The sequence below is a fragment of the Pantoea sp. AS142 genome (assembly GCF_037152305.1).
In the GTDB taxonomy this organism is placed as follows: domain Bacteria; phylum Pseudomonadota; class Gammaproteobacteria; order Enterobacterales; family Enterobacteriaceae; genus Pantoea.
Genome location: NZ_JBBCMO010000003.1, coordinates 225,908 through 246,379, shown reverse-complemented (window position 1 = coordinate 246,379; position 20,472 = coordinate 225,908). Strand labels below are relative to the sequence as shown.

Genomic DNA, 20,472 nt, shown 5'->3' with positions numbered 1-20,472 from the left:
GCACAGCGTAGCCATTTAAAATTCAACACGGGCCTGTACCATCAGATTGCGGGTTTCACCTTCACGGACGCGCAGATTGCCGCCGCTTGAACTGTAATAGTGCTTATTAAACAGGTTATTGAGATTCAGACGCAGCTGGGTTTTTTCACCGAACAGGCGGTTATTCCACGCCACGAAGCTGTCTGCCACCACATAGTCAGGCAGGGTGAAACTGTTATCGGGATCACCTGCACGGCTGCCAACGTAGCGTGCGCCGCCGCCGAGTCGCAGTGAGCCAGGCAGACCGGTAACCTGCAGTTCATGGCTGAGATAGAGCGCACCGGCATGACGCGGCGCATTCTGCAAGCGATTACCGTTGTTATCCGGATTAACCCGATCACTGACGATTTCCGCCTGATCATAGCTGTAATTCGCATTCAAATCCCAGCCGGGTGAAATCTCGCCATTCAGCTCAAATTCAGCCCCGGTCGAGCGCGCCTTATCAATGGCTCGCGTGCTGCCATTGATATTCAGCGACATCGCTTTCTCATCTATCCGATAGAGCGCCACACTGGCGAACAGTTTCGGTGAAAGCTGCCATTTACTGCCGACTTCCCAGTTGGTGCCCTGTTCCGGTTTGCCGACATTGCCATCATCATCCACGTCGGTTGACGGCGTGAACGACTTGCTGACGCTGGTGTAGAAAGAGAGGTCAGGCGTGAATTTGTAGATCACTCCCGCCTGCGGCAGAAACTTATTGCCCTCGTCATTCAGGGTTTCCACCTGCGGATCAAAACCGCGGGAGGCGCGCTGTTCATAATGCTGGTAACGTCCGCCCAGCACCGCAATCCAGTCAGATGAAAGCGAAATGCTGTCTTTGGCGTAGATCGACCGGCTATGAATACGGTTCAGATTATTAGCTGCTGCGCTAATTTCCGTGCTGGCGTCAGTGACCGGTGATAGCTGATCATAGTCGGGATTGAAGTAATTGAACTGGCGGTTGACATTGCCCAAATACTGATGGGCACGATAAGTCTGGTTCATCTCATAATCGGTGCCCACCACCAGCGCGTGCGACATGCCCATAATCTCCGGGTTGCCCAGCAGGTCCCAGCTCAGGTATTTGGTTTTATGGTTAAAACCGCGATTGGCATCGGCCCGACGCGTCACCACGCCGCTGCTGGCATTCACCGCCGTCACGCGCACTTCATTGTTGTCATAGCGCCGCTGATTCCAGCCCAGCGTTAACCGGGTGCGCCACTCATCATTAAACTGCCACTCATAGTGAGCATTCAGGGTTTTGTTATGGCCCCATGCGTGATTGGCTTTGTCATCCAGACGATCTTTATAACCGATATCAATCGGCCTGCCATCGATAAAGGCCGTGCCGCGATCGTAAGGAATGTCATAGCGGTAGTCGGCATAGCTGATCAGAAAACTGGCCTGCTCGCCATACCACTGCAGCGACGGTGCCAGCAGTGTGTGCTCTTCACTGCCAAAGTTGCGCCAGTAATCCTGATTCTGCTTTTCGGCGATCAGCCGGAAGGCAAAGCCGTTGCCCAGCGGACCGGTGACATCCAGCGTGCCTGCACCACCACCTTCACTGGTGTAACGTCCGCTGACGCTAGAGTGCCAGCTGTATTGCGGCTTTTTGCTGACCACATTGATAATGCCACCCGGATTCTGAATGCCGTACAGCAGAGAGGACGAGCCTTTCAGCACCTCAACCCGCTCAGTCGTGGCATCAAAATTCAGCCCCTGACTACTGCGGATCCCATCCCGGTAGATGGAGCCATCGGCGTTGCTGCCAAACCCGCGTCGTACAAAGCCATCTTCAGTGCCAGCCAGCGTGTTCGCTTCGGTCACACCGCTGACAAAGCGCATCGCATCCGCCAGTGAGCTTGCCTGGTAATCGTCCAGTTGCTGCTGCGTGACCACGCTGACCGACTGCGCCTCATCGACCCGCGCGGTTGGCATTTTGCTGGCGACGCTACTCTGGCTGGCGCTGTAGTTTCCCTCTGAACTGGCATCAGCGGTTACGGTCATATCGGGGGTGCTGTCGGTTGCTGCATTGACCTGTGGCAGCATGATGCTGCTGCAGATTGCCACGACCAGAGCGGGGTGTCGGGCCGGATATCGGGTGTCTGTACTGTTTTTCATTTTTCTTTTCGTTTCTGAAGCTGGCTGTTTCTGAAGCAAACAACGCCCTTATGGCTGACAAACTGTCTGTCAGGCAGGGCTACCTGGAGGTGTTTTGCAATATGCAGTCGTTAAACAAAGAAGGTCAGCATCAGGTTTGAGTAAGGGCTTTACACCGACCGGACGACAACACTTCTCATCTGTAATTGAGAATCATTCAAACATCCGGTAATGTAGTAGTAAACATAATTTTAGAGTAAATCACTACATGTTTGCTGCTTCGATTATTACTTAATCAGGGTTTGGTTTTAGTTTTATTTCCTTGAAAAAAAAGATTATTTTAAGATTAAAAGATGGCAGGGTAGGCTAAATCCACATATTCTGCGGGTGAAATAGAAAACAGCATTACGGTTTTACTACATCTTTTCGGTCCAGAACGCATCCGTTGAGCCAGACCGACGAGGAACTTTCAGGACTTTTGACCCCAGCAGCAGGAGTGGCATGAAACAGAACCGGGCAGTTAGAAACAGAGTGGATGTGGTGGCAGACCGCCTTCGCGCCCGCGAAAAGCAGCTCTCTCCCCGTCTACTGGCGGTGGCACGCTATATCGATCAACAGCGGGAAACGGTGCTGGAGAGCACTGCAATGGAGATCGCCGTGGCGAATCATACTTCAGATGCCACCGTGATCCGCGCCATTCAGGCGCTGGGTTTTAGCGGACTGCGCGATCTGAAACAGACACTCAAGGCCTGGTTTGGCCCCTCGCTGACCTCCGAAGATAAGATGATCACTACCGTCAGTGAGGTAACCAGCGACGTCAACAGCGCTATCGACTTTGTGCTGGAGGGCCACCGACACGCCTGTGAGGCGTTGTCGCAGCCGCAGAATCGCGTGGCGGCAGCGGATGCCGTGGCGCTGCTGGGTGAAGCGCGGGAAGTGGCTATTTTTGGCATTAATGCCTCAGGTATTCTGGCAGATTACAGCGTGCGGTTGCTGAACCGCATCGGTCTGCCTGCCTTTTCACTCAATCGTGCCGGTATTGCTTTGGCAGAGCAGATGTTGGCGCTGCAGCGTGGCGATGTGCTGGTGATGATGGCGCAACAGTCGGCTCACCGGGAAGGCACTACCGTGGTACGTGAAGCGAAACGGCTTGGTATTCCGATTATTCTGCTGACCCACGCCACCGACTCTTTTTTCGCTCGCGAGGCGAATGTGGTGATCAATGTGCCCCGAGGCGGTGAAAAAGGGCGCATTCCCCTGCACGGCACGATTATGGTCTGTCTGGAGATGTTGATCCTGTCGGTTGCTTCTACGCTGCCGCAGCGCACTGTTAAAACCATGAAACGGTTGCAGGATCTCTATCGTGGGCTGAAACCCGCCAGCAAAAAGTAGTTTCTGTTACTCAGCCGTGCCCGCTGCTGACCGGTATTTCATGTCAGCCGGAAGGTCATGGCTCATCTTTACGTCAAATTTCCCCGCTTTGCGAGCGCGATCGCGCCTTTTCTGCTGCCAATCTACTCAGACGACTACGCTTACAGCGTGCTGCGCCTCCAGGGGCAGTTCTTACTCTTTTTCTCACCAAAATTTGATTTGTGCGGAGCTGCTGATGAAACCCCTTCACGCGCAATACCTTTTCTGCTTTGCGACCCTGAGCCTGCTGTCGCCGCTGCCTGCGGCGGCATGGAGCGATGTCACCGTCTTTGGCGATAGCCTCAGTGATGGCGGGAATGTAGGACGATTTACCTATGATGGCGCGACACATCCGCTCTATGACGAGATCGTGGCGCAGTCGTTGGGTGATACCCTGAGGCCCTCATCCCAGGGCGGAAGCAACTATGCCGAGGGCGGCGCAGTCGCGGTGTCGGCGATCAACCCCCTGTTAAACACGCAGGATCAGCTTGATAGCTATCTTGCAGCACGTGGCGGACGGGCTGATCCGGAAGGGCTCTATATCCACTGGATTGGTGGCAATGATTTAGCGGCGGCAGCCCTTTCGCCACTTGCTGCCGCACAGATAGTGGATAACAGCGCCAGTGCGGCGGCCTCACAGATCAGCCGGTTGCTGAATGCTGGCGCCGGAACGGTGATTGTGCCCACTGTGCCCAATGTGGGGGCAACGCCCGCCCTGCTGCAGGCGATTCTTCAGACCCTGGGCCCAGCCGCACAACCTGCCACGGCGGCGCTGTTTCAGTCGTTGAGCACCACCACCACCCCTGACCGTGCCGCAAGAGAGCAGGCGATTGAAACTGCTCTTGGCGAGGCGGCCGGACAGATCTCTTCGATTCCGCTTATCCGGGCGGCCCTTGCGCAACAGCTGATTGCCGCCTGGCAGCTACTCAGTCAGGAGGCAGCAGCACTGACTGACCGTTACAATCAGGCTGAAGAGCAGGGGCTGGTGGCAGCACGCGGGAACATCGTGCGAGTGGATATTAATGGCCTGTTTAATGAGGTGATTGATCATCCCGGCCTGTATGGACTGAGCAATACGGCCGGAATGGCCTGCCCGCCAGGCGTCTCGGCAATGGACTGTACCGCCTCGACGCCAGGATTTTCGCAAGCTCAACAGTATCTGTTTGCCGATCGACTCCATCCCAGCCCGACAGTTCATGCGCTGATTGCCGATTATATTCAGTCGGTGCTGAATGCACCGTTACAGGTAGCAGCGCTGAGTCAGGCGCCGTCGGTACTGGTGGGCGATGCGCACAGTACGCTGGATGGCCATCTGCAACAGCAGCGTCAGCAGCCCGCCAGCGCGGGAGAGTTTACCGTTTTCGGCGGTTATGCCGGCCAGCAGCGCGATTTCCGCGGCGACAGCCTGTTGGATGGCGATGCCATCAGTGCCACCGGCACCGTGGGTGTGGGCTATCAACTGACCGATCACTGGCAAGCCGGGGCGATGCTCTCCGCCACTTCGCAACGTCAGGATCCCTCACCGCGTTACGATTACCGTTTACGCGGCAATCTGGTGGCGCTCTGGAGTCAGCTCAGTTATCTCGATCGGGGATGGATTAATGCTGATGCCCATTATGCCAATCTCAACTTTGATGATATTGAGCGTCAGGTCAGACTGGGGCCTGCGACCCGCACGGAAAAGAGCAGCAGTGACGGTAAAGTGCTGGGGATGCGGCTGCAGACGGGCTGGGATTTGCCGCTCGGTCGCTATGTTTCCACCGGGCCGGTGGCCAGTTATGCGCTCGACTACACCCAGGTCGATGGCTATAAAGAAGAGGGCAGCAGCAGCACCTCAATGCGCTTTGGTGACCAGACGCTGCATTCTCAAATCGGCGCACTGGGCTGGCGCATTGACAGCAAAGACCTGCTGATCAATCCCTGGGCGCAGGTCAGCTATAACCACCAGTTTGGTGACAGCGAGTCGGCGGTGACCGCCGGACTGACATCGACCCGCACCGCCTTTACCCGCAGCAGCGGTTCCCGCGATGATAACTGGATAGACATGGCTGTAGGTGCCAGTGTGCCGCTGGGCACATCGGTGAATGCGTTTGCCGGCGTTTCGGCGGTGACAGGCAACAGCGACTATCATCAGATCACCTGGAACGCTGGACTTAACGCCCGCTTTTGACCTGGCTGGTTTGCTAAGTGATAAACAGAGATACGCCGCCCCCCCGCTATCAGGATGATGGCGGCGGGCGAGGTTGCGGAAAGGCCAGGCGTTTGCGCTTTTCATGGCGAAGTCTGGCGTCTGTTTTTTCCCCTGACATCCAGTTTTCACGCTTCGATCAGCGCCGACTGCGCCTCAAGCTCGCGAACCCGCGGTATGACTTCGCGGCCAAAGAATTCTACCTCTTCATGAAAGTGCAGAAACGCCAGCAGCAGCAGATCCACACCGGCCTGCTTCAGTTCGATAATCCGTTCTGCAATTTGCTGCGGTGTGCCAATCAGATTGGTTTTAAAGCCGTCGTTGTACTGCACCAGATCCTCAAACGAGGATTTCGCCCAGTTTCCCTCTCCTTCGGGTGAGGCACTGCCGGCATTTTTGACCTCATGCTGAAAGCCTTTCACCGCATCCGGGTTAGCTTTGCTGATGATCTCCTGCAACACCGCCTGTGCCTGCTGTTCGCTCTCCCGCGCAATGACAAAACCATTCAGTCCGATTCGAACCTGATGCTGATGGCGTCCGGCTTTTTCACGGATGTCCGCAACCTGCAGACGGACGCCATCCGGGGTATTACCGTTGGTGAAATACCAGTCTGACACCCGGGCGGCCATGTCGCGCGCCGCTCGTGAACTGCCGCCCTGGAAAATTTCCGGCAGCGGTGACAGAGGTTTGGGTTTCATTGCGTAGTCACGGAAGCGGTAAAAGTCACCGGCAAAGCTAAAGCTCTCTTCGCGCCAGATGCCTTGCAGGCAGAGGATAAACTCTTCTGAGCGCAGATAGCGCTCTTCGTGATCGAGCCAGGGTTCACCAATCGCCTTGAACTCGCCCCGGAACCAGCCACTGACAATGTTAACGGCAATGCGTGGCCCATAAAGATGGCTGATGGTGGCAATCTGCTTTGCCGCTAATACCGGATTCCACGGGCCGGGCAGCAGGGCAGCAATCACTTTTAATTTCGACGTGTGGCTGAGTAAATCCTGTGAAAAGGTTACCGATTCATGCTGATTATCCGCACCATATCCGGCGGTAAAACGGATCTGCGTCAGCGCATAATCAAAACCCGCCTGTTCGGCGATCTGCGCCAGTTTACGGTTGTATTCGGCATCCCAGCGGGTACGCTGCTCTATCTGACTGATCACCAGTCCGCCCGAGACATTTGGCACCCAGTAGGCGAACTGCAAAGGTTGAGTAACTGACATAATTTGCTCCTGGTATATATCTGAATTAATGGCAATATTAAATTTTCCAAACTTTCAGGTATAAAGCATTAAGGTAGAGCATTAATCATGCCAGAGAGTAAGCGACTGTTTATATTGTGTTAATTTACAAGCTGCATTGAGAAACTGTTGCAAACGCAGCAGTACGGAAACAGCCGGGTTGCCAATGCGGCAGCATTTCATGATCCCATGTCATTGTAGAAAGGTCGCTGCCGCACGAGCCAGGCAGCATTCGCATATACCGGCGCAGCAGTGATAACCTGGCAGACGGATTCAAAGCTGGAGAACATCATGATTGTCAGACAGGCATCGCCCGAAGAGGCGCACACGTTATGGAACATCCGAAATCTGGCAATTCGTCATGGCTGCCAGCACGTCTATCCGCCTGATGTGATTGCCGCCTGGACGCCGGATCGGATGCCCGCCAGCTTTCCTGCGATGATTCGCGTGAATCCGTTTTTCGTGATTGATGGTCCGGACGGCGTGCCGGTTGCCACCGGTTCGCTGGATCTCGCCGCCGCCACTGTTGAAGCCATTTTTACGCTGCCCGACTTCACCGGACAGGGATTGGCGGGTCTGATCATCGACTCCATCAAAGCGGAGGCGCTGCAGCGCGGCTATCGCCGTCTGACGCTCGCGTCAACCCCCAACGCCGTGAGCTTTTATCGGCGGCATGACTTCCAGCAACTGAGAGAAAGCCTCTATCCGTCAAAGCTGGCGGGCAGCGCGTTGCGCTGTATTGAGATGGCGATTGACCTGTGAACGCCCGCTGCCGACAGGCTGGCAAAATGCGGTAAAAGTTTCCCGCGCAAAGACTTCGCAAGCCCCCGCCGGTAAGGTATAGTCCGCGTTTTTTGGAGGAACCATGCTGACTGAGTCATCAACGCGTCTTAATAAATACATCAGCGAGAGCGGTATCTGCTCCCGCCGTGACGCCGATCGTTACATTGAGCAGGGCAACGTGTTTATTAACGGCAAACGCGCCACTGTGGGCGCGCAGGTATTTGCAGGCGATGTGGTGAAGGTGAATGGTCAGCGTATTGAGCCGCGCGATGAAGATGATCTGGTGCTGATCGCCCTGAATAAGCCGGTGGGTATCATCACCACCATGGAAGAGGGCGAGCGCGATAACATCAGCGATTTCGTCAACCACAGCAAGCGGGTCTTCCCGATTGGCCGACTCGATAAAGATTCTCAGGGCCTGATTTTTCTGACCAACCACGGCGATCTGGTTAACAAGATCCTGCGGGCCGGTAATAATCACGAAAAAGAGTATGTCGTTACCGTCGACAAGCCGGTCACGGATGAATTTATTGCCGGGATGAGCGCAGGCGTGCCGATGCTGGGCACGGTGACCAAAAAGTGCAAAGTGAAAAAGGAAGCCCCCTTTGTCTTCCGTATTACGCTGGTTCAGGGGCTAAATCGCCAGATTCGCCGAATGTGTAAGCATTTTGGCTTTGAAGTGACGAAGCTTGAGCGTACCCGCATCATGAACGTCAATCTCAAGGGGTTGCCGCTGGGGGAATGGCGCGATCTCACCGACGACGAACTTGTTGAGCTGTTTAAACTGCTGGAGAACTCCTCGTCAGAAGACAAACCCGCGAAGAAAGCCAAAGCCCCGGTGAAAGCCGCTGCCGCAAAGAAACCGCCCAGGAGTGCTGCCAGACCGGCTGAAAAAGCCGATGCGAACGGTGCCTCACGTAAGCGCTTTGTCCAGCCGGGACGTAAGAAAAAAGGGCGCTAATGCCTATCCGATGCAGAGAGTGAAATCCTCGCTCTCTGCGTTAATGTTCTGCGCTATCAACCGAGCATCACGGAATGATCCGGGCCGTCCGAAAGCGTGCAAACAGATCGCAAAACATCTCATCTGTTGCCCGATAACCGTGAAATCCCGCACGCCTTATCTTGCTGCCGTCGCCAAACATGTCGTAGTTCCAGCCAAATACAAAATCAGCGAAGGCACCATCACTGAGTGCCAGGATATCGGGCTGGACTAATGCATTCTCAGTGGCGATGTCCCGCCATAACGCACGATAGTCCCGAAATATCTGTCGGAAGGACAGCGAAACTGGCGGTGCAATCTCCAGTTCAAACCACTCGGCAATCACAGGCCACAGTTCACTCCAGCGCCAGAGATCCCCATTATTAATATTAAACGCCTGATTTCGCGCGTCAGCGTTGCACGAGGCCCAGATCGTGGCGTCGGCCAGCAGTGTGGCCTCGGTAAAATCGACCATGCTGTGCCAGGTTTCCCGCGAACCCGGGAAGCGAAGAGGTAGCCGCGACGCGCGACAGAGTGAAGCATACAGCGCCAGACTCAGCGCCAGATTCATGCTGTTGCCAGGCCGTTCACTGCCAACGACGCCGGGCCGTATCGCACTCCAGTGCCAGGCTTTATCCTGCTGCTGTGCGGTCAGCCAGTTTAGCTGCGCGGCGTTGAACTCGGCACCCGGCACGCCGGGATCACTCTCCCGCGCCGGGGTTTTAAACCGTCCGAGATGGGCACCATACACTTTGTATCCCTGCATCAGGCTAACATGCTCAAGGGGGGCAATGTCCTCCATTGCCTGAACCAGATTTTGCAGCATGGCCAGATTTGGCCCGACCATCGCCCCCCAGTCAGAGGCGTTCAGCCAGGCGCTGTAAAAGATATGTGTGACGTTGCTGAGCGAGGAGAGCCGCTGCTGGCTCTGTTGCCTATCGCACAGATCAACCGCGATGACGTCTGTTCCGCTCACGGCAAAGTCTGATCGGTGAGTCAGGGCGGTGACCTGCCAGTGGTTTGTTACCAGCGCCTGACTCAGTTGCTGACCGACAATTCCGCTGGCACCGGCCACCAGCGCTACCTTGTTACCCTGCGTCGTTTTCATATTCACAGCCTTATTTAAAGAGAAACCGCATTCTCACCTGCGTTTAATTCTGATTAAATCCCCTTAAACGGATATCACTTATCAGGAAAATAAATAAATGCAGAATAAGCTGAATGCGATTAAGACCTTTATTCGGGTAGCGGAAGCGGGATCTTTTTCGGCGGCGGCACGGCAAAACGGGATGAAGCAGTCGGCAGTGAGCCAGCAGATTGCCGCGCTAGAAGAGGCGCTGGGCGTGGTGCTGCTGCATCGCACCACGCGAACTATGGCGTTAACGGAGCACGGTCAGCATTATCTGCAACAGGTCAGGCAACTGCTCAGCGCGATGGAGGATCTGGAGCAGCAATTGCGCCCCGGGTCTCAGCCTCTTCATGGCAAACTGCATATTCAGCTGCCCAGCGGCATAGGACAGCGATTAATGCCGCACCTGATTGCATTCCAGCAGGTACACCCAGCCCTGCGTCTGAATATTGCGCTGGAGGATCGCCTCTCGGACCTCATTGCGGAAGGCGTTGATGTGGCTATCCGTCTCAGCGAATCGCCGCCCGCCACACTGGCTGCCCGTTCACTGACCACGGTTGAAACCGTGCTGGTGGCTTCCCCGGACTGGATAGCGCGTAACGGCATGCCGCAAACACCCGATGACCTACAGCACCATCCCCACATACGTTTTAGCGGCGTGTTGCCCGATGCGCCGCTGCAGTTGGTGTCCGCGACAGTAAGGGTGTCTGTGCCGGTGGAAAGTGTGTTTCGGACTAACAACAGTGATGCATTAATGCAGGCTCTGGCGGCGGGACTCGGGATCGGCGGTTTACAGACCCTGATTGGCGCAGACGCGCTGGCATCTGGCAGGCTGATGCGGATTTTACCGGCCTGGCGGCTTCCAGACCGCTATCTGTATGCTGTTTTCCCCGATGCCCGTTTCATTCCTGATAAAGTGCGTCAACTGGTGGCGCGGTTAAATGAGGTGCTGGTGGTGATGCGGGGTGCTGAGCAGAGCCAGACCTGACGCCCAGGCTGTCTTATTGAACGGCAGGGTGCAGCAGAACCCCGAGATGTTGAAATTCCTTGCGAAGCTCTGACATGCCTGCCCGTATGGCTGGCATCGCATGACATCACGGAGGCTTCCAGCCACCCTCGCATGCCTGACGAGGCTAAACCTGACACCCCTCTGCCCCGATTATGTCGTACGTTCCACGCCTCCCCCCGATTTTAATGTGCTCACATTCAGAACAACGACACTTTTCACCCTGATAAGGGCGTGGCAGGATAAGCGCAATCTATCAAGGAGTGTGCCTGATGTTACTGAAAGGTATGAGCGATCCGCTGCTAAAAGCGTATCAGCATCCCAAATCACGGATGATGATCAGCCGTTTCAGGGGGCTGGCAGGGGATCGAAGACTCAGTGACTGGCAGGCATTCTGTATTCTGGTCACGGGCTTTACCAATTACTGGTACGTGCAGGCAGGTCACTACACTATTAATGTCACGCTGACCAAAACCCGCCAGTTTGACTTCCTGCAGGACTTTCTTCACTTCACGGTCACACTGGATGGGTTAATTGGGGATGAACATTTTCGTAACCCGGACTTTGTGCTGCCGCATTACGATGTACCGTATGAATTCTGCCGCTGGCGCAACAAGCGCGGCTATGACGCATTAACCACCTATGTCAGTAAGCAAGGTGTGAAATCCCATAAAGGGAAGTTTGTCGCTTCGGAAGGTTTATTACCTGAAGAGCAGGTGATGAAATGGGAAGGCGTGGTTAATGTCTATGATAAAACCTTTTTCAGCGTGGCTAACTTCAATACTACCCAGGCATTTCTGATCAAAGATATCAGTAAATCTATTCAGGAAGGATTACTAAAGCACCTGAGTTTTTACCGTGATCTGTTTCACTATATTTTCCCCACGCCAGCGGAGGCGCGTTTACAGGCACGTGACGACAGGCGCTATCTGGCTAAAAGATAGCGTCCGGGCATGTTCCCTCGGCTCAATAGCATCAGCATGATTTACCCACTGAAATGCTGCGCACTTTACCATTCACTGGTGGGGAAACAATCGCGGTTGCCGTCAAAGGGAATTTCCGTGTTGACCGCTTCACTATTGTGCGACGCAACGATTGCGGATGGCGTGATAGCGATGGTGACTGAGCAGAAGGCCCCGTCGCACGGGAAGCAGGTGAAGTGACTGCCCGACTATGAGTCGCAACGCATTTGGCAGATTGGGACTTTATCTGTCACAAGACCATCAGTCTGCCGCATTGCGACTGATGCTGGATGAAGTGCCAGGCAGGATCCTGAGCCGTTAATGAAAGATGAGAGTCACTGACAAAAAAGGAGGCCGTTATGGATGCTAATCAAAAGCTCTACTGGAACCCTATGGTGCCAGAACTGACTGTCACTGACTTCGCCGCGTCGCTGCATTTTTACACCGTTGTGCTGGGTTTCAGTGTGAGAATTCAGCGCCAGCAGCCTGATTTTGCTTACCTCTGCCATGGAGAGGCGCAATTAATGATTGAGCAGTGCCATGTGCAGGGCTGGAACACCGCCGAATTAGACTGGCCGCTAGGGCGGGGCATTAATTTCCAGATTGAAGTCGATGACATTGAAGCGGTACTGACGCGTTTGCAGCAGCATGCCGTTCCGCTCTATCGGACGCTACGCGATAACCTTTACAACACCGGCGAGACGACTGCCTGTCAGCGGGAGTTGCTGGTACAGGATCCGGACGGTTATTTGCTGCGTTTCAGTCAGTATCTGGAATAAGCTGAAAGCATTTCCGACAATGTTAATAATCATGGTGATAACATGAATAAAGCCACTATTCTCTAATTTTCTTATTTTGAATACGCCGTCATGATAAATGAAAATCTTTACTTCCACCGACGTTGTTTCCGTTGCGGCGCGAAAAACAACCGGCTGTTTACGGTGGCAACATTAATTATTACCTATTCCGATAACAAAATGACCCATATATAGCGTGGTAATCATTGAAAAACCTAAATAAAAAAAGGGCTTGATTATTTTCTGCAAAGTCATTAAGAAAAAATGAATGTAAGCGTGAAGTTTTTTTACCGCTATGGTCTACACTCACATTACTTAGCTGAATCGGGATCATTATTAACAGCAAATTGCTGATGGATTTCATTGAGCCAGGTGCTCGAAAATTTACATTTATTCTTTCACTCAGCACTTAATCTTTGGGTATGTGAGCCGATAACAGGTGATACATACTCAAGAGGACGCACAATGAAATTATTTTTAATCTGCTTTACCACACTGTTGATGACCCTGGCCGGGCCTGTTAATGCGGATTCGAATTCAGGCGCTATCACCTTCAGTGGCGCCATTACGAATGGTTCATGTAATATGGATGTGGGACAAAACCCTGTGGTGATTGACTGTTATGATCCCGCCAGTGGCAAAGCTGTTGTCACTACTGCTGACCTGAGGAATGCTAAATCGCTATCCAGCTTACCTGTAGAAGTAAAAATGCACTGGCTGAATCCTGAAAAGAGCAAAGGGATACTTTACGTTACTTATCTTTAACACTTTCCTCTGAGTTTACGACTTAATTCCTTAGCATTAATGTAATGCATTGCTTGATGTAATGCATTGGCAGCAACGGTTATGCTGATACTAAAGGAATCACCCCGTGTTTTGCGGGGCTAATTAGTCAGTTATTTATGTTGAATGAAACACGCTTTTTTAAAGTTTAGCCGTCAGCATCGGAGAATCTCATTTACCTCAATAAGCAGATAATGTGCTTCACATTAGCCCCTGCACAATAACGGGTTAATGTGTTTATCACCTGATCACCAATGGACAAAAAGAAATGCCCACCTTTTCTGTAAAAGGCGGGCATGGCTCTTTTTTATAAAAAAGTTAGATAATCAGGATGGATCAGAAGAGCGCTGAGTAAAATATTTTGTTCGCTGACGCTTTTCCTTTTTACGACGCACAACCAGGCTGGTGGTAATAATCAGCAGTGTTAAACCGCCGGTTGCCAGTAATTCTGCCTGATGCTTTTTATCAAACAACATAATGATCAGCACCGTAACGATAAACAGAATAGTGGCCCACGTCAGTCCAGGGAAGAGCCACATCCGGTAACTCAGGATTTCACCCGCTTTTTCGCGCTTTTTACGCAACACCAGATGCGATAAGGCGATCACCAGATAGACCAGCAGTGCAATCGCCCCCGATGTGGCCAGTAAAAATTCAAACACCACGCTGGGTGCCAGATAATTCGCAATCACCGCCAGAAACGCAGCCGCAGTAGAGAGCAGCACTGCAACCCACGGCGTGCCACTGCGGTTGGTGCGTGAAGCAGCAGCAGGGGCATCTTTGCGGCGTGACAGAGAATAGAGCATGCGCGATGAGGTATAGAGCGCGGAGTTAAGACAACTGCACACCGCCATCAGCACCACCAGATCGACAATCAACCGGGCGTGTGGAATGTTCATCGCCTGTAATACGGTCTGCCATGAACCCTGTTCAACCAGTCCTGGTGTGTTCCACGGCACCAGTGCCACCACAAAGAAAATCGATAGCAGATAGAACAGAGCAATACGCCAGATAACTGAATTCGTTGCCTGAGTAATCTGCTTGCCAGGATTTTTCGACTCTGCGGCGGCAATCGTGACAATCTCTGTGCCCATAAAAGAGAACATGGTGGTCAGAATGGCAGCCACTACCGCGCCGATGCCATTCGGCATAAATCCGTGAGTGTCATAGAGATGAGACAGGCCACTGGTATTGCTGTCAGGCAGCAGACCACACACCGCCGCACCCGCCACACAGAGGAACAGGATGATGGCAACAACCTTTATCAGTGCAAACCAGAATTCAAATTCACCATAATTTTTCACGCTCAGCAGGTTGGTGATGGTCAGAAGGAGCGTGATGGCGAAAGTGAACTGCCAGATGGCGACATCAGGGAACCAGGCGTGCAAAATCGTTCCCGCTGCATTGGCTTCAAGTGGAATCACCAGCACCCAAAACCACCAGTAGAGCCAGCCGATGGTGAATCCGGCCCAGCGTCCCAGGGCTTTCTCCGCGTAGGTTGAGAACGAGCCTGAATCGGGTGTAGCCACGGCCATCTCGGCCAGCATCCGCATAATCAGTACCACCAGCGCACCGGCAGCTGCATAAGAGATCAGCACTGCGGGACCAGCTTCAGAGATAGCATGGCCAGAGCCGACAAACAGACCTGCACCAATCACACCAGCAATTGAGAGCATACGCACGTGGCGCGGTTTCAGGTTTTGAGCCAGCGAATCTTCATTCGTATTCTGAGTCATCGTCATGTAAACGTCTCCAGACGACGCCCGGCCTGCGTGGCCGGACGAACAGGGAATAGGCTTGCGTTAACGTGCCAGCGAAATCAGGCCGGGACGACGGGATGTCCGGCGGGGGCGACACAGTGATTGATCACTGTGGAAAGAATGGTCAGCGCCTGACTGAACTGGGCATCCGGAATGGTGAGCGGATAGAGGAAGCGGATAACGTTGCCCCTGGCCCCGCAGGTCAGCAGCAGCAAGCCCTGTTCCATTGCCATCTTCTGAACCGCCTGCGCAGTGCTGGGCTGATAGAACTCCATCGCCACCATCGAACCCAGCGCACGGACTTCGGCAATGTCCGGGTGTTCGCGTTGCTGCTCCTGCAGTTCAGCTTCAAGGCGGGCACCGAGTTCAACAGCGCGCTGGCAGAGCTGCTCCTCTTCAATCACATCCAGCACTGCATGGGCTGAGGCGATAGCCAGTGGATTTCCGGCATAGGTTCCGCCCAGGCCACCTGGTGCAGGGGCATCCATCACCTCAGCACGGCCAGCGACAGCGGAGAGCGGCATCCCACCTGCCAGGCTTTTCGCCATGGTGATGATATCGGCCTTAACCGGGTAATGCTCCATGGCGAACAGCTTGCCGGTACGGGCAAATCCGCTCTGAACTTCATCCGCAATCAGCAGAATGCCGTGACGGTCAGCCAGCTCACGCAGTTGCACCATAAACTCTGCGGGTGCTGCATGGAAGCCACCTTCGCCCTGCACCGGCTCCAGCACAATCGCGGCGACATCATGGGGCGCAATATCCTGGGTAAAAATCTCGTCCAGGCTGGCGAGTGCGGCCTCAATGCTGATTCCCTGAACCGCGCTCGGATAGCGTGCATGAAAAACCGATGGCGGCATCGGGCCGAAATCCCGCTTGTAGGGCGCCACTTTGCCGGTCATCGCCATGGTCATAAAGGTGCGGCCATGGAACGCGTTACCAAAGGTGATAATGCCATGTCGGCGGGTATAGGCACGCGCCACTTTTACTGCATTTTCAACCGCTTCCGCGCCCGTGGTGAAAAAGGCCGTTTTCGCCGTCCCGGCAATCGGCACCCGCTGATTAATGCGCTCGGCCAGTGCGATGTAGCTTTCGTAAGGGGTAATCTGGAAGGCAGTGTGAGTAAACTTTGTTAACTGATCGGCAATCGCCTGTTCGATGCGTGGATGGCGGTGGCCTGTATTCAGCACCGCGATACCGCCCGCGAAGTCGATCCAGCTGTTACCTGCCTGATCCCATAAGGTGGCGTTTTCTGCCCGGGCAACGTACCAATCGCACAGCGTACCGATGCCTTTGGGCAGAGCCTGTGCTTTGCGCTGCTGCATCAGGTTATTTTTTTCGCTCATTTAATCCACCTCGTTGAGTTGCGTATTTACAATTCCCGACAAACACGTTTATTTATGCCTGAGGCGAGGTGAGTTGCCAGAGCCAATTGTCAGAGGAAAGGTGGAGCCAATTGCGACTGTTGTACGCAGATCATCTATTAGCGCGGTTACAGTTTTTAAGAACGGGCTCATTACATCAGCGGCTGCTGAACTGTATGCAGGCCGCGATCACTGAAGAGGTGTTTCCGCGCGGGAGCCGTTTACCGCCCACCCGCGATCTGGCGCGCGAATTGGGCGTGTCGCGAAACACGGTTATGCACGTTTATGAAAGCCTGATGGCGCAGGGGTATGTCACTGCGCGCACCGGCAGCGGCACCTGGATTGCCGAAACGTTGCCGGAAAACTGTCTGCAAAGTGATGCGATTGCTGACCTTGAGGCTGTGAGGGCACAGCGGCCGGCGACGCTGTCAAAGCGAGGCGCCACGCTGCTGGGGCATGCTACAGCCTCACCCTGGCAATGGGGCGCGTTTGTACCGGGTGCGCCCGATGTGACCGAATTCCCCCACAAACTGTTTAGTCAGATTCAGGCGCGGCTGAACCGTGAGCCTGACGTACACCGCCTGGTCTATAGCAGTGGCGGTGGCTGTCCCGACCTGCGTCATGCGCTGGTGGATTATCTGCGGGTGGCACGCTCAGTGCAGGCCGATGCCGACCAGATCCTGATTACCGAAGGGGTTCATCAGGCGGTTGATCTGGTGACGCGGGTGTTATGTGATCCCGGCGATCGGGTCTGGATGGAGGAGCCAGGCTACTGGGGAACGCGCAATCTGCTGCGCATGAATGGCCTGAAGATTCGGGCCATGCCGGTGGATGAACAGGGCCTGGTGCCAGACAGCGGCCCACCACCAAAGATGGTGTTTGTAACGCCGTCGCACCAGTATCCGCTGGGTGTGCATCTGAGTCTGGCTCGTCGTCAGGCATTGCTTTCCCTGGCTCGCCGTCATCAGAGCTGGATTGTCGAGGATGACTACGACAGCGAGTTTCGTTTTTCCGGGCAGCCGCATCCCTCACTGCAGGGGCTGGAGGCGGATGCACCGGTCATTTATATGGGAACGTTCAGCAAAACGCTCTATCCCGCCCTGCGCATTGGCTACATGGTGGTGCCAAAACCGTTGGCACAGCCGTTGCGCATCGCGGCGGCGGAGCTCTATCGTGGAGGACATCTGCTGATTCAGCGGGCGCTGGCGGAGTTTATCCGGCTGGGCCATTACATGGAGCATATCCGACGGATGCGGCTGCTTTACCGTCAGCGGCGGCAGTTTCTCTGCCGGCTGATTGAGCGCTATCTGGGGCCAGCCTTTTTACCGGCATTCAATCATGAAGCGGGACTGCATCTGGTGATACCGCTGCCAGCGGGCGCGGATGACGTGGCCATCGCTGCAGAGGCGCTTAAGCGCGGGGTTAAAGTGCGGCCGCTTTCACAATATTATATGAGCCTTCAGGAGGAACGTGGATTGCTGCTGGGTTACGCCTGCGTCAATGAGAGGCAGTGTCAGGATGCGTTTGGCACACTCAAAGCCTGTCTTGCTTCCGCCGGCATTGTATTCAATCCGCAGCGCTAACGCTTCATGGGGCTTCTGTTGCAGGGCGGTAGTCTCACTGCTGCCCCTGCGCTAACGCATTGACATTTAATCAGCGTCACCGAGAATACACCTCTTTGCGCCCTGACCAGACAATACTGGAGTTTATCATCGTCTTTAATCCTTTTAATGCACCGGCCAGAGCGGCTATTAAGCGAGGCGCCGCGCTGGTTACGGCGTTATTGCTGGTCAGTTGCGCATCTGAGCCGCCGAAATCCCTGGTGACGCCTTTTCCGCCAGTGACCAGACAGCCGTTACCGACGGCAGGTCAGCCAGCGCAGCATCATGTTCATGAACCGATGCGGGGCGTCTGGTTAGCCACGGTGTCGCGTCTGGACTGGCCGCCCGTGACATCGGTAAATGGCACCAGTTCATCGCAGCGTATCCGCCTGCAGCAGCAATCGCTGACCGATAAGCTGGATAAGCTGAAAAGCCTGGGTATCAACACGGTGTTTTTCCAGGTCAAGCCTGATGCCACCGCGCTCTGGCCCTCAAAAATCCTACCCTGGTCAGATATGTTGACCGGCAAAATCGGCGACGATCCGGGATATGATCCGTTGCAGTTTATGCTGGATGAGGCGCACAAGCGCGGTATTAAAGTCCATGCCTGGTTCAACCCTTACCGGGTATCGGTGAATACCCAACCTTCTACCGTCAACGAAATGAATCGCACGCTGTCACTGCATCCGGCCAGCGTTTTTGTGCTGCATCGCGACTGGATCCGCACCGCAGGCGATCGCTATGTGATCGATCCGGGTATCCCCGAAGCACGTGACTGGATTACCAGCATTGTGGCCGAGGTCGTAGCGCGATATCCCATCGACGGTGTGCAGTTCGATGACTATTTCTATGCCGAATCGGCCGGTTCGCTGCTCAACGATAAACAGACCTTCAGCCGCTATGGTGGGGGTTTTTCCAGCAAGGCGGATTGGCGGCGTCATAATACTCAGCAGTTGATTGAGCAGGTGTCACGCACTATCAAGCAACTCAAGCCGGACGTGGAGTTTGGTGTCAGCCCGGCGGGCGTCTGGCGCAATCTGTCTCATGATCCTGCCGGTTCCGATACCCGGGGGGCGGCAGCGTACGACGAAGCCTTTGCGGACACCCGTCGCTGGGTGCAGCAAGGCTTGCTGGATTACATTGCCCCCCAGCTCTACTGGCCTTTTTCCCGTCAGGCTGCCCGTTACGACGTGCTGGCAAACTGGTGGGCTGAGGTCGTGAAACCGACCAGAACCCGGCTCTATATCGGTCTTGCTCTTTATAAAGTGGGCGAACCGTCAAAAATTGAGCCTGACTGGACGCGTGAGGGGGGCGTGCCTGAACTGAAAAAGCAACTCGACCTTAATGAATCCAACCCCAATATTGGTGGTACTATTCTGTTCAGAGAGAACTATCTGAATCAGCCGCAGACTCAGCAGGCGGTGAGCTATCTTAAAAGCCGCTGGGGAGGCTGAAAATGCCAGGAAAGCATGACCAGTGCGGTTAAGTTTTCCCCTGTGACTTACTGCTATTCTTGCGTTTTAAATGGGAGGAACCATGAGCGAACTGATTGATATTTTTACACGTCACAAAAGTGAACGCAGTTTCACAGAGGAACCTGTCGATGAAACTGTACTGGATCGTATTATCAGTACCGCTTACCGCGCACCAACATCAGTAAACTCGCAGCAGGTTTCTGTCGTTATTACGCGTGATGCCGGACGTCGCGCACAGATCGCCGCCATTGCAGGCGGTCAGCCGTGGATCGCCAAAGCACCGGTGTTTATCACTTTTGTGCTGGATATGCATAAATCAGCAGTGGGAATGGCCGCAGTTGATCAGCAGCAGGTCGCCCATCAGAGCATTGAGAGTATCGTGTCGGGTTCTACGGATATCGGTATTGCGCTGGGGTCGGTAATGGCCGCCGCGCGTGCGGAAGGTCTGGGAATTGTGCCGATTGGGGGTATTCGTCGCGATCCGCAGGCGATGATTTCACTGCTGGAACTACCGCCGCTGACCTTCCCGGTTGCGGGTGTGGTTATCGGTCATGTGGACGAACCGGCTCATCAGAAACCGCGTCTGCCTCTGGCAACGTTCCGCCATGATGAGGCTTATCAGACGCAGGGTCTGGAGCAGCAGATTGCGGCTTACAACGAAGAGATGATTCAGCACTGGAAAAACATCGGTCGTGAAGACGGTGAGAGCTGGAGTGAAAGCGTCAGTGGTTATTATAAAAACATTTACTTCCCGGATGTGCTGGCAGCCCTGCTGAAGCAGGGCTTTGGCACGGATAAATAATTCGCCTTTTTCAAAAAGTAAAGCGCAAAAGGCCATCCGTACAGGGTTACAGGTGGTCTTTTTCATTTTGTTACTATAAC

Annotated in this window: 16 protein-coding genes; 11 read left to right on the top strand and 5 right to left on the bottom strand. The window is 54.3% G+C overall.

What is annotated here, in order from left to right; translation table 11 throughout:
- Positions 1 to 15 precede the first annotated feature (15 nt).
- Positions 16 to 2,139, bottom strand: coding sequence for a TonB-dependent siderophore receptor (locus WFO64_RS09125; protein WP_337010924.1), 2,124 nt, complete (start codon positions 2,137 to 2,139; stop codon positions 16 to 18).
- A 480-nt stretch (positions 2,140 to 2,619) separates the two neighbouring features.
- Between WFO64_RS09125 and WFO64_RS09120 the strand changes: the two genes are divergently transcribed.
- Complete coding sequence (locus tag WFO64_RS09120) at positions 2,620 to 3,510, top strand: MurR/RpiR family transcriptional regulator (RefSeq protein WP_337010922.1); 891 nt, start codon at positions 2,620 to 2,622, stop codon at positions 3,508 to 3,510.
- Positions 3,511 to 3,724: 214 nt separating this feature from the next.
- Positions 3,725 to 5,698 (top strand): autotransporter outer membrane beta-barrel domain-containing protein, encoded by a 1,974-nt coding sequence (locus WFO64_RS09115; RefSeq protein ID WP_337010920.1) that lies wholly within the window; start codon positions 3,725 to 3,727, stop codon positions 5,696 to 5,698.
- Positions 5,699 to 5,844: 146 nt separating this feature from the next.
- Here WFO64_RS09115 and sfnG read toward each other — a convergent pair whose 3' ends face one another.
- Positions 5,845 to 6,933, bottom strand: coding sequence for a dimethylsulfone monooxygenase SfnG (sfnG, locus tag WFO64_RS09110; RefSeq protein ID WP_337010919.1), 1,089 nt, complete (start codon positions 6,931 to 6,933; stop codon positions 5,845 to 5,847).
- 309 nt (positions 6,934 to 7,242) lie between these two features.
- Here sfnG and WFO64_RS09105 point away from each other — a divergent pair, with 309 nt between their 5' ends.
- Positions 7,243 to 7,713: a GNAT family N-acetyltransferase gene (locus WFO64_RS09105; protein WP_337010917.1), complete on the top strand. Its 471-nt coding sequence runs from the start codon at positions 7,243 to 7,245 to the stop codon at positions 7,711 to 7,713.
- 103 nt (positions 7,714 to 7,816) lie between these two features.
- Positions 7,817 to 8,695, top strand: coding sequence for a 23S rRNA pseudouridine(2604) synthase RluF (gene rluF, locus WFO64_RS09100; protein ID WP_337010915.1), 879 nt, complete (start codon positions 7,817 to 7,819; stop codon positions 8,693 to 8,695).
- A 67-nt stretch (positions 8,696 to 8,762) separates the two neighbouring features.
- Here rluF and WFO64_RS09095 read toward each other — a convergent pair whose 3' ends face one another.
- Positions 8,763 to 9,821: an SDR family oxidoreductase gene (locus WFO64_RS09095; protein WP_337010913.1), complete on the bottom strand. Its 1,059-nt coding sequence runs from the start codon at positions 9,819 to 9,821 to the stop codon at positions 8,763 to 8,765.
- Positions 9,822 to 9,918: 97 nt separating this feature from the next.
- Here WFO64_RS09095 and WFO64_RS09090 point away from each other — a divergent pair, with 97 nt between their 5' ends.
- From WFO64_RS09090 to WFO64_RS09075, 4 genes are all read left to right on the top strand, one after another.
- Entirely contained in the window at positions 9,919 to 10,830 is a 912-nt protein-coding gene (locus WFO64_RS09090; protein WP_337010911.1) for a LysR family transcriptional regulator, read from the top strand.
- 290 nt (positions 10,831 to 11,120) lie between these two features.
- Positions 11,121 to 11,792 carry a hypothetical protein gene (locus tag WFO64_RS09085; protein ID WP_337010909.1) on the top strand — a complete coding sequence of 224 codons (672 nt, stop codon included), beginning with the start codon at positions 11,121 to 11,123 and terminating at the stop codon, positions 11,790 to 11,792.
- A 377-nt stretch (positions 11,793 to 12,169) separates the two neighbouring features.
- Positions 12,170 to 12,589, top strand: a complete 420-nt coding sequence (locus WFO64_RS09080; RefSeq protein ID WP_337010907.1) for a bleomycin resistance protein — start codon at positions 12,170 to 12,172, stop codon at positions 12,587 to 12,589.
- A gap of 483 nt (positions 12,590 to 13,072) precedes the next feature.
- Complete coding sequence (locus WFO64_RS09075; protein WP_337010905.1) at positions 13,073 to 13,372, top strand: type 1 fimbrial protein; 300 nt, start codon at positions 13,073 to 13,075, stop codon at positions 13,370 to 13,372.
- 344 nt (positions 13,373 to 13,716) lie between these two features.
- Here the strand turns inward: WFO64_RS09075 and gabP are convergent, their stop codons facing one another.
- Together gabP and gabT are read right to left on the bottom strand one after the other, a co-directional pair.
- Positions 13,717 to 15,126, bottom strand: a complete 1,410-nt coding sequence (gene gabP, locus WFO64_RS09070) for a GABA permease (protein WP_442956142.1) — start codon at positions 15,124 to 15,126, stop codon at positions 13,717 to 13,719.
- 83 nt (positions 15,127 to 15,209) lie between these two features.
- The gene (gabT, locus tag WFO64_RS09065; protein WP_337010901.1) at positions 15,210 to 16,496 is read right to left on the bottom strand and encodes a 4-aminobutyrate--2-oxoglutarate transaminase; all 1,287 of its coding nucleotides are present in this window, start codon (positions 16,494 to 16,496) and stop codon (positions 15,210 to 15,212) included.
- 110 nt (positions 16,497 to 16,606) lie between these two features.
- Here gabT and pdxR point away from each other — a divergent pair, with 110 nt between their 5' ends.
- The 3 genes from pdxR (at position 16,607) to WFO64_RS09050 (ending at position 20,392) form a co-directional block, all read left to right on the top strand.
- A complete protein-coding gene (pdxR, locus tag WFO64_RS09060; RefSeq protein WP_337010899.1) occupies positions 16,607 to 18,097 on the top strand; it encodes a MocR-like pyridoxine biosynthesis transcription factor PdxR in 1,491 nt (496 codons plus the stop codon).
- Positions 18,098 to 18,192: 95 nt separating this feature from the next.
- Positions 18,193 to 19,569 (top strand): glycoside hydrolase family 10 protein, encoded by a 1,377-nt coding sequence (locus WFO64_RS09055; protein ID WP_337010897.1) that lies wholly within the window; start codon positions 18,193 to 18,195, stop codon positions 19,567 to 19,569.
- Between the two features lie 82 nt (positions 19,570 to 19,651).
- Positions 19,652 to 20,392: a nitroreductase family protein gene (locus WFO64_RS09050; RefSeq protein ID WP_337010895.1), complete on the top strand. Its 741-nt coding sequence runs from the start codon at positions 19,652 to 19,654 to the stop codon at positions 20,390 to 20,392.
- The last annotated feature ends 80 nt before the right edge of the window (positions 20,393 to 20,472 follow it).

What these genes read in the sequence shown, in the direction of transcription:
- WFO64_RS09125 (WP_337010924.1), bottom strand. Translation starts at nt 2,139, where the DNA reads ATGAAAAACAGTACAGACACCCGATATCCGGCCCGACACCCCGCTCTG.
- WFO64_RS09120 (WP_337010922.1), top strand. Translation starts at nt 2,620, where the DNA reads ATGAAACAGAACCGGGCAGTTAGAAACAGAGTGGATGTGGTGGCAGAC.
- WFO64_RS09115 (WP_337010920.1), top strand. Translation starts at nt 3,725, where the DNA reads ATGAAACCCCTTCACGCGCAATACCTTTTCTGCTTTGCGACCCTGAGC.
- sfnG (WP_337010919.1), bottom strand. Translation starts at nt 6,933, where the DNA reads ATGTCAGTTACTCAACCTTTGCAGTTCGCCTACTGGGTGCCAAATGTC.
- WFO64_RS09105 (WP_337010917.1), top strand. Translation starts at nt 7,243, where the DNA reads ATGATTGTCAGACAGGCATCGCCCGAAGAGGCGCACACGTTATGGAAC.
- rluF (WP_337010915.1), top strand. Translation starts at nt 7,817, where the DNA reads ATGCTGACTGAGTCATCAACGCGTCTTAATAAATACATCAGCGAGAGC.
- WFO64_RS09095 (WP_337010913.1), bottom strand. Translation starts at nt 9,821, where the DNA reads ATGAAAACGACGCAGGGTAACAAGGTAGCGCTGGTGGCCGGTGCCAGC.
- WFO64_RS09090 (WP_337010911.1), top strand. Translation starts at nt 9,919, where the DNA reads ATGCAGAATAAGCTGAATGCGATTAAGACCTTTATTCGGGTAGCGGAA.
- WFO64_RS09085 (WP_337010909.1), top strand. Translation starts at nt 11,121, where the DNA reads ATGTTACTGAAAGGTATGAGCGATCCGCTGCTAAAAGCGTATCAGCAT.
- WFO64_RS09080 (WP_337010907.1), top strand. Translation starts at nt 12,170, where the DNA reads ATGGATGCTAATCAAAAGCTCTACTGGAACCCTATGGTGCCAGAACTG.
- WFO64_RS09075 (WP_337010905.1), top strand. Translation starts at nt 13,073, where the DNA reads ATGAAATTATTTTTAATCTGCTTTACCACACTGTTGATGACCCTGGCC.
- gabP (WP_442956142.1), bottom strand. Translation starts at nt 15,126, where the DNA reads ATGACTCAGAATACGAATGAAGATTCGCTGGCTCAAAACCTGAAACCG.
- gabT (WP_337010901.1), bottom strand. Translation starts at nt 16,496, where the DNA reads ATGAGCGAAAAAAATAACCTGATGCAGCAGCGCAAAGCACAGGCTCTG.
- WFO64_RS09050 (WP_337010895.1), top strand. Translation starts at nt 19,652, where the DNA reads ATGAGCGAACTGATTGATATTTTTACACGTCACAAAAGTGAACGCAGT.